Source organism: Nostoc sp. 2RC, assembly GCF_014222165.1.
Classification (GTDB): domain Bacteria; phylum Cyanobacteriota; class Cyanobacteriia; order Cyanobacteriales; family Nostocaceae; genus Nostoc; species Nostoc linckia.
The window spans coordinates 1-7,313 of sequence record NZ_JACKZU010000397.1 but is presented as its reverse complement, the minus strand read 5'-3'; the positions used below and the strand labels follow the sequence as shown (position 1 = coordinate 7,313).

Here is a 7,313-nt window from a genome sequence, read left to right as displayed (position 1 = left end):
GATGAGGGAGTGAGGGAAAAATAACTACAGACTCTTGCCTATTGCCTGTTCCCTGTTCCCTTTCTTAGTAATGATTGCCAATTTTGCGGTGATGGACGGCGGTAAGTCCGTTGACTTTGGCGACTCGACCGGTTTGGACGGTGCTGTAAATTACCCAATGGTCGCCACAGTCCATGCGGCTGGTGATTTGACATTCGAGATAAGCTAAAGCTTCGGCTAAAATGGGGGATTCGTTGGTAGCAGCAGGATAGGTTTTGATGCCGGCAAAGCGGTCTGCGCCGGGAGGAAAACGCTTGAGGAAATGTTTCATTAATCCTTGATATCTGCCTTCTTCTAAAATATTGAGAACAAAGCGATCGCCAACGTGCATTAATGATTCTATTGCCCTATCTTTGGCTACGGCGATGGCTACACCTAAAGGATTCAAGCTTGCTTGCGTTACCCAAGAAGCCAACATTGCACTTTGAACTTCGCCTTTTTTGGCGGTGATAATATACAATCCTGTGCTAATCCTTCCTAAGGATTTCTCTAATTCATTATCAATGGATTTGATTTGTTTGATTGTGCGATCGCGGTTCAACCATTGACCCATATCTGTCCCGGCTTCATCACACAATTGTTCTATAACTTTGGTGGGAATTTCTTTTACTAAAATTGGGCTAAAGGCTTCTATTAATCCTAGTTCTTGAAACTTATTGCGTAAGGGAAAAACAGGTTCGTCTTCTCCTCCCCCAGACTCTAATAAACCAATGGCTTGTTTATTATGAGCCGCAGCTAAGATAGTCTTTAAAGCCGCTTGAGGAACATCTGATGATTGGGGAGGCATTCCAATCACTAAACCGGCGGCTTGGTCAACTAATTCTCTGACTTCTTGAGGTTCGCTGTTATTCAACGCTACTAATTCTACTGCTACACCAGTTTTGGCAATACCATGTGCGATCGCTCTTACTAAATACTCACTATACCCGTAATCTTCAACGTAAAATAAAGCCACTAATGTCTCTGTTTTGGCTTGTTCCGAACTCCAACTTTGATAACGTCCCAGCCATTCAGAAATATAATCTTTTAGTAAAGGCCCGTGTCCTGTAGCAACTGTTTTGATTTCTAATTTTTCAATTTTTTTTAAAGCCGCCAATACAGACCGAGCATTAGGAGCCATCAGGCAATCATAATAATATTGAAAATCATCTGCAATGATGTCAAAATTTTCATCATATGTATGGTCATCACAGTAATGCATTCCAAATACATCACAGGTGTAAAGAGTTCCTGTTTTGTGGTCATAGGTCAAAATAGTATCTGGCCAATGTAAATTAGGAGCCGAGATAAATTCTAATTGATGACCATTGCCTAAATCTAAAAATTCTCCACTTTTTACCAGCTTTGATTTAAAAGGCTGGTGAATCATATTTTCTAAAAATTGAATAGCTATCTTAGCACCAACAACAGTCACGTCCGGAGCTAATTGTAAAATATTTTTTACCAAGCCACTATGGTCTGGTTCGGTGTGGCTAATAATCAAGTAATCTATCTTTGTTGGGTCGATTAATCCTGTGAGTATCTCCAGATACAATTGCTCAAATTTGACATGAGAAGTATCAACTAAAGCTACTTTTTCTCCCTGAATTAAAAAAGAATTATAAGTCGTACCGTTGCGTAAACCAAACTCAACATCAAAACGCTCTCTATCCCAATCCAAACAACGAATAGCAGTTGTTTCGGGAGCAATTTCAACAGTTTCAATTGTTAAACGTCCGGTGTTGGAAATAACTTGATGAGGCTGTGTGAGTGCGACCATTGGATTACTCCTATCAAGAGATGAGCTAGAGCAAGTGTGCTTACTTCTTATATTTACTTGAAATGTTTGATTAGTAAAATGCCAATTTTTAAAGTTAACTATCAAAAAAAATTATTGTTCATTTCTATTCATTTACCATTGATTTATTCAATGGTTATCATTAACTTCTTAATCAAGAATGAGACTATTGAAAGAAAAATACGCTTGGGTTAGTAGTAAGAGTTTCCTAGCTTCCCTCAAAAGTGAGGCTTAATTTCTTCCTTTTTCAGGAAGCATCGCAAAAATCAAGCTTGAACCTAAGCGTATTACAAGGAGCAGTGAGAAATTTACAGCAGATTGCAAGTTATTGAACTACCAACCTCAATTTAGTAACTTGCTGCAAAAGTTGTTTGACTTCCTGATTCTGAATTCTGACTCCTGAATTCTGAGTTCTGAATTCTGAATTCTGAATTCTGAATTCTTCTTCAACATTACTTTTGTTCTGCTGGTAAAATTTTGTTTTGCAGCCAAGCCATTGCTTTATCCAGGAGTAAACCCACGATACCGATATAAACCAGAGCCAAAATAACTTCGCTCACGTTATTATTTTGATACGCATCCCAGATAAAGAAGCCAATTCCCACAATACCGGACATAACAATTTCTGCGGCGATAATCGCTAACCACGCTAAACCGATGGCAATTCTCAAACCTGTGAAAATATAAGGTAATGCCGCAGGAATCAAGATGTTAATGAAATATTCTTTGCGGCTAAGTTGTAGAACTTTGGCTACGTTATTGTAATCTTGGGGAATTTGAGTAACACCCACAGCAGTGTTAATTAAAATCGGCCAAATTGCAGTAATGAAAATAACGAATAATGCTGCTGGTTCGTTTTGTCGTAAAGCTGCTAGAGAAATGGGAACCCAAGCTAAAGGTGGTACAGTCCGCAATAATTGGAAGATGGGGTCTAAAGCTTTGGACATGGTTTTATTAACACCAATTAAAATCCCCAAGCCAATACCAACAACTGCCGCTAAAGTATAACTAATAGCAACTCGTTGCAGACTTGCTAAAATCTGCCAAAACAGACCTTTATCGATGCCACCCCGGTCATAAAATGGCCAAAAAATCAGTACCCAAGTGTCTTGTATAACCTGTATCGGCCCCGGTAATGTTGCACCAGGAGTCCAAGCGAATAATTGCCAGAGAATGAGAAAAATAATGATAGCAATGATTGGCGGTACAAGGTCAGGAAATTGCTTTTGCAAACGAGATATAAAACCATTATTAAATCTAGGGTTTGCAGGGCGTTTTTGTGCTAAGGTCATAATCTATCTACTCCTCAATTGAATTTGTCATTAGTCATTGGTTATTAGTCATTCTTACAAAGTTCTGATGGTCGGAAACCTCCGCTCAGACTTTGCGCTTGGTCATTGGTCATTAGTCGTTGGTGATTTTTTCCTCATCTCCAAAGCCCCATGCCCAATGCTCTATGCCCCATACCCAATCAAATATTTACCTTCTTGATTTTCAAACTCTTGAGATATTCCTCTGGTTTTTCGGGGTCGAATTTGACGCCATCAAAAAACTCTTCCACACCACGGGATGTATTTGTAGGAATGTCAGCAGTAGCAATACCAGCTTCTTTCGCTGCTTCTTTCCAAATATCTTCGCGGTTGACTTTATTAACTAGTTCTTTAGCTTTAGCAGCATTATTGGCAAGATAATCTTTGGGTAAAAATCCCCAACGGACGTTTTCCACAATGAACCATAAATCATGACTCTTGTAAGGATAAGAAACACTACCTTTTTCATCTTTCCAGTAGTAAGCTGCCATTGATTTATCATCAATTTTGCGACCGTCACCCATGTCATATTTCCCTTGGAATGGGTCTGCAAGAATTTCTGCTGAAGGTAAATTGAAATAATTGCGTGCTGCGAGAATTTGAGCCGCTTCTTTGCGGTTATCAAAATTATCTAACCATTGTTGGGCTTCCATAATGCCTTTTAAAATTGCTTTGGTTGCCTTGGGATTTTTATCAACCCAATCGGCTCTCATGGCAAGATATTCTTCAGGATGATTCTTCCAAATTTCTGCTGTTAATGCTGCTAGATAACCGATTTTGTCTTGAACAAGGCGATAAGGCCAGGGGTCACCTGTACTAAAGGCATCCATTGTTCCTGTTTTCATGTTGGCTACAGTTTGCGCTGCTGGTACTGTGAGCAATTTCACATCTGCATCTGGGTCTAAACCCCCTGCTGCTAACCAGTAGCGAATCCACAAATCTTGGTTGACGTGGGGAAAGGTGAAGGCGGCGGTGAAGGGTGTTGAAGATTTGAGTTCGGTGAAGAGTGATTTCGCGCTAGCCAGTTGTAAACTGATACCTTTGCCTTGGTGCTTGCTAGCGATCGCAATTCCATTTCCATGTGTGATTAATTGACATAATACATACATGGGAATTTTTTGATTGCCTTTGGTAATTAAACCTTCTGTAATTAAATGTGGCATTGGCATCTGCCATTGACCGCCATCAATACCACCACCCGCAGAACCAATTTCTACGTTATCTCTAGCCGCACCCCAAGAAGCTTGTTTAGAAAGCTCGACTTTAGTCATGCCATATTTAGCAAAAAAGCCTTTTTCTTGAGCAATAATTAAAGGAGCAGCTTCTACAATCGGAATATATCCTAATTTGACTGTAGTCGTTTCTGGCGTTTGTTCGGGACTAATATTAGCAACCGACTGAGCAGTTGGCTGTGCTTGCGTTCCTTCCCCAGTTAGATTTTCAGGGGGATTTCCCAAACAACCTTTGAGGAATACAGCACTGGCGGAGGCTCCAGCTGTCAAGATAAATTTGCGGCGAGAAATTCCATTAAAAAATTCCGTCATAATATCTCCTCGAATCTAAATTTTATTTTTATAGCCATGACAATTGCAGCAAGAAAGACATTAGAATTCTTGCAATTCAATGAGCGATAAAGCTATATTTTGCAAGGCAAATTTCACCATTTTTTCAATGGCTATTGCTATTGCCTCAAACAAAATTTCAGGAATTTATTGAATCTGCTCTGGTGGAATGCAGAAGTGTGATTCACTTGATTGAAATCAGTTTACAGCCTTTAAAGGCAAATTAGTTAACTATGAGTAGCTATTTATTAAATAAATATTAGATTACATGTATAAGTAAAAATTTATCTATCCGCCGAAACCATAGTAGTAATTCTTAATATATAAATCATTATTTATAGACACCATTATATAGAAATGATGATTTAGGTTTTTGTAATTATCAGCAAAAATCAATGGTAATCATAGTAAAAAAGCTTAATTCACTATGGCAGTTGATAATGCCATCTAGTACGGACTATATGGCAATCCTATTTCAGTTGTGAACAATATTGGTGTTAACTGTTGACTGTTGACTGTTCACAGTTAAGAGTCAACAATAGCAATGGAACATTTTTTTACTTAGAAGTCCCTTATATCTAGTTTTTTCATCAAATCAAATATGAGTCCTATATTTGCAGTAAACATCAGCCCAATTTGAAATAACAATGCGGCAGAGATATATATGTGTAGTGGTGTGTCAAGCCTTAAATGTTGTAATAAAATTTCTTGTGGGGTAAGCTCTCTCGCCCGCCCCGGACGAGCGAGAGAACTTACCCCACAAGAGTCAAGCTACTACCAAAACTGAATTCTGAATTCTGAATTCTGAATTCTTCAAGTAGTGTATTCTGCGTTAATCCTCACGTAGTCATAACTCAGATCGCAACCCCAAGCTTTGCCTACACCATGACCATTGCCAACATTCACGGAAATTAATACCGTATCTTCTTGGAGATAAGCGCCTTTGGCTGCTTGTTTCAAATAGGCGCTGGCTGCTGCACGGTCGAATGGTAATGGTTGCCCGTTTTCTAGCATCAAGAAATTTCCTAACTTAATTTGCAAATTTTCTTGCTCAAAGGGTACACCTGCACGTCCGGCGGCGGCGGCGATACGTCCCCAGTTGGGGTCACGTCCAAAGATTGCAGATTTAACTAAGGAAGAACCTGCGATGGTTTTGGCTATTTGTCTGGCTGAGAGTTCATCGTGTGCGCCGGTCACTTCTACTTCTATAAGACAGGTTGCACCTTCACCATCACGAGCGATCGCTTTGGCTAAATGTTGACAAACTGCTGTTAACATCGCTTCTAATTTCTCTGATTCTGCACCCACTTCTGTAATTGCTGGGGTGCGGGATTGACCGTTTGCCAAGGCGATTAAGCTGTCGTTAGTACTGGTGTCACCATCCACAGTAATGGAATTAAAGCTTCTATCAGCTGCCCTAGCTAACATTTGTTGCCAAAGACCTGGGGAAACAGCTGCATCGCAAGTCACAAATGCCAGCATAGTTGCCATGTTGGGGTGAATCATCCCAGAACCCTTGGCAATACCGCCGATTCGCACGGGGCGATCGCCTATGGTTGTCTCTAAAGCAATGGATTTTGTGACTAAATCTGTGGTGATAATCGCACCTGCGGCTGCATCTGAGCCTGTTTCTGATAGTGCTGCTACGAGTTTGGGAATCCCACTCCGCAAAGCATCCATCTTAATGCGTTGACCAATCACCCCAGTAGAAGCCAACAACACGGATTCCGAAGAAATATTCAGTGCTTGAGCTATCGCCAATCCAGATTCCAGGGCATCAATCCAACCTTGATTTCCTGTAGCGGCGTTTGCTTGTCCAGCGTTGCAGAGAATCGCACGAGCGCTATGTTTAGCTTGCAAGCGTTGGCGACAATAGTCTACACAAGCCGCCCTTACCTGACTAGTGGTGAATACACCAGCTGCGATCGCTTCCACATCTGAAAATATCAAAGCCAAATCCGGCAACCCCGAAGGCTTCAATCCGGCAGTAATTCCCGCCGCTTGATACCCCCTTGGTGCTGTGATGCCACCTGTTATTTTTTGCCAATCTGCCATCGTTTTCCCCCACAACCTACTGAGTACTGAGTGGGGAGTAGGGAGTGTTGATTGTTGATGGTTGACGGTTGACTGGTGATTGATGACTGGTGATTGATGACTGATGACTGATGACTGACGACTGGAAAATCAGGATTTATTTTCCTTGTCTACCTTGTCTACCTTATCTCCCTTGTCTCCCCACTCCCCACTCCCCACTCCCTACTCCCTAGTTGCTTTTATTATGAGTTTATTTACTGATGGCAATAAATAATAATGCACCACTTGACCCTTAGCATAATTATTTTTACGTTTCTTATGAAGAATTGAAAATGCGAAAAAGGAGAGCTACTTGAGTCGCTCTCCAGATCATCAGGGTGCATCTACTTACCAGAGCATACCATTTTTGGTATGAGGGTTGTCACCAGTTCTATTATGAAGATTCTGTAAAGAATTACGGGAAAATACTTAGGGAATGGGGCATGGGGCAAAACCCTTCGGGTAGGGAAAAGGTGAAAGGGAAAAGGTGAAAGGGAAAAGGGGAAAAGGCAGGGTTTATTCCGTTTGCCCTTTGCCCCTTGCCCTTTGCCC

4 protein-coding genes are annotated in these 7,313 nt (G+C 40.9%); all 4 read right to left on the bottom strand.

Annotated elements, in window-relative coordinates; genetic code table 11:
- Window positions 1-64 precede the first annotated feature (64 nt).
- Window positions 65-1,798: a diflavin flavoprotein gene (locus GNE10_RS29680; RefSeq protein ID WP_185569314.1), complete on the bottom strand. Its 1,734-nt coding sequence runs from the start codon at window positions 1,796-1,798 to the stop codon at window positions 65-67.
- Window positions 1,799-2,268: 470 nt separating this feature from the next.
- Complete coding sequence (gene ntrB / locus GNE10_RS29675) at window positions 2,269-3,108, bottom strand: nitrate ABC transporter permease (protein ID WP_185569313.1); 840 nt, start codon at window positions 3,106-3,108, stop codon at window positions 2,269-2,271.
- A gap of 179 nt (window positions 3,109-3,287) precedes the next feature.
- Entirely contained in the window at window positions 3,288-4,670 is a 1,383-nt protein-coding gene (locus GNE10_RS29670; RefSeq protein WP_185569311.1) for a CmpA/NrtA family ABC transporter substrate-binding protein, read from the bottom strand.
- An 831-nt stretch (window positions 4,671-5,501) separates the two neighbouring features.
- Window positions 5,502-6,743, bottom strand: coding sequence for a bifunctional ornithine acetyltransferase/N-acetylglutamate synthase (argJ, locus tag GNE10_RS29665; protein ID WP_099071964.1), 1,242 nt, complete (start codon window positions 6,741-6,743; stop codon window positions 5,502-5,504).
- Between the last annotated feature and the right edge of the window lie 570 nt (window positions 6,744-7,313).

Coding starts and splice junctions, on each gene's coding strand:
- GNE10_RS29680 (WP_185569314.1), bottom strand. CDS start 1,798: ATGGTCGCACTCACACAGCCTCATCAAGTTATTTCCAACACCGGACGT.
- ntrB (WP_185569313.1), bottom strand. CDS start 3,108: ATGACCTTAGCACAAAAACGCCCTGCAAACCCTAGATTTAATAATGGT.
- GNE10_RS29670 (WP_185569311.1), bottom strand. CDS start 4,670: ATGACGGAATTTTTTAATGGAATTTCTCGCCGCAAATTTATCTTGACA.
- argJ (WP_099071964.1), bottom strand. CDS start 6,743: ATGGCAGATTGGCAAAAAATAACAGGTGGCATCACAGCACCAAGGGGG.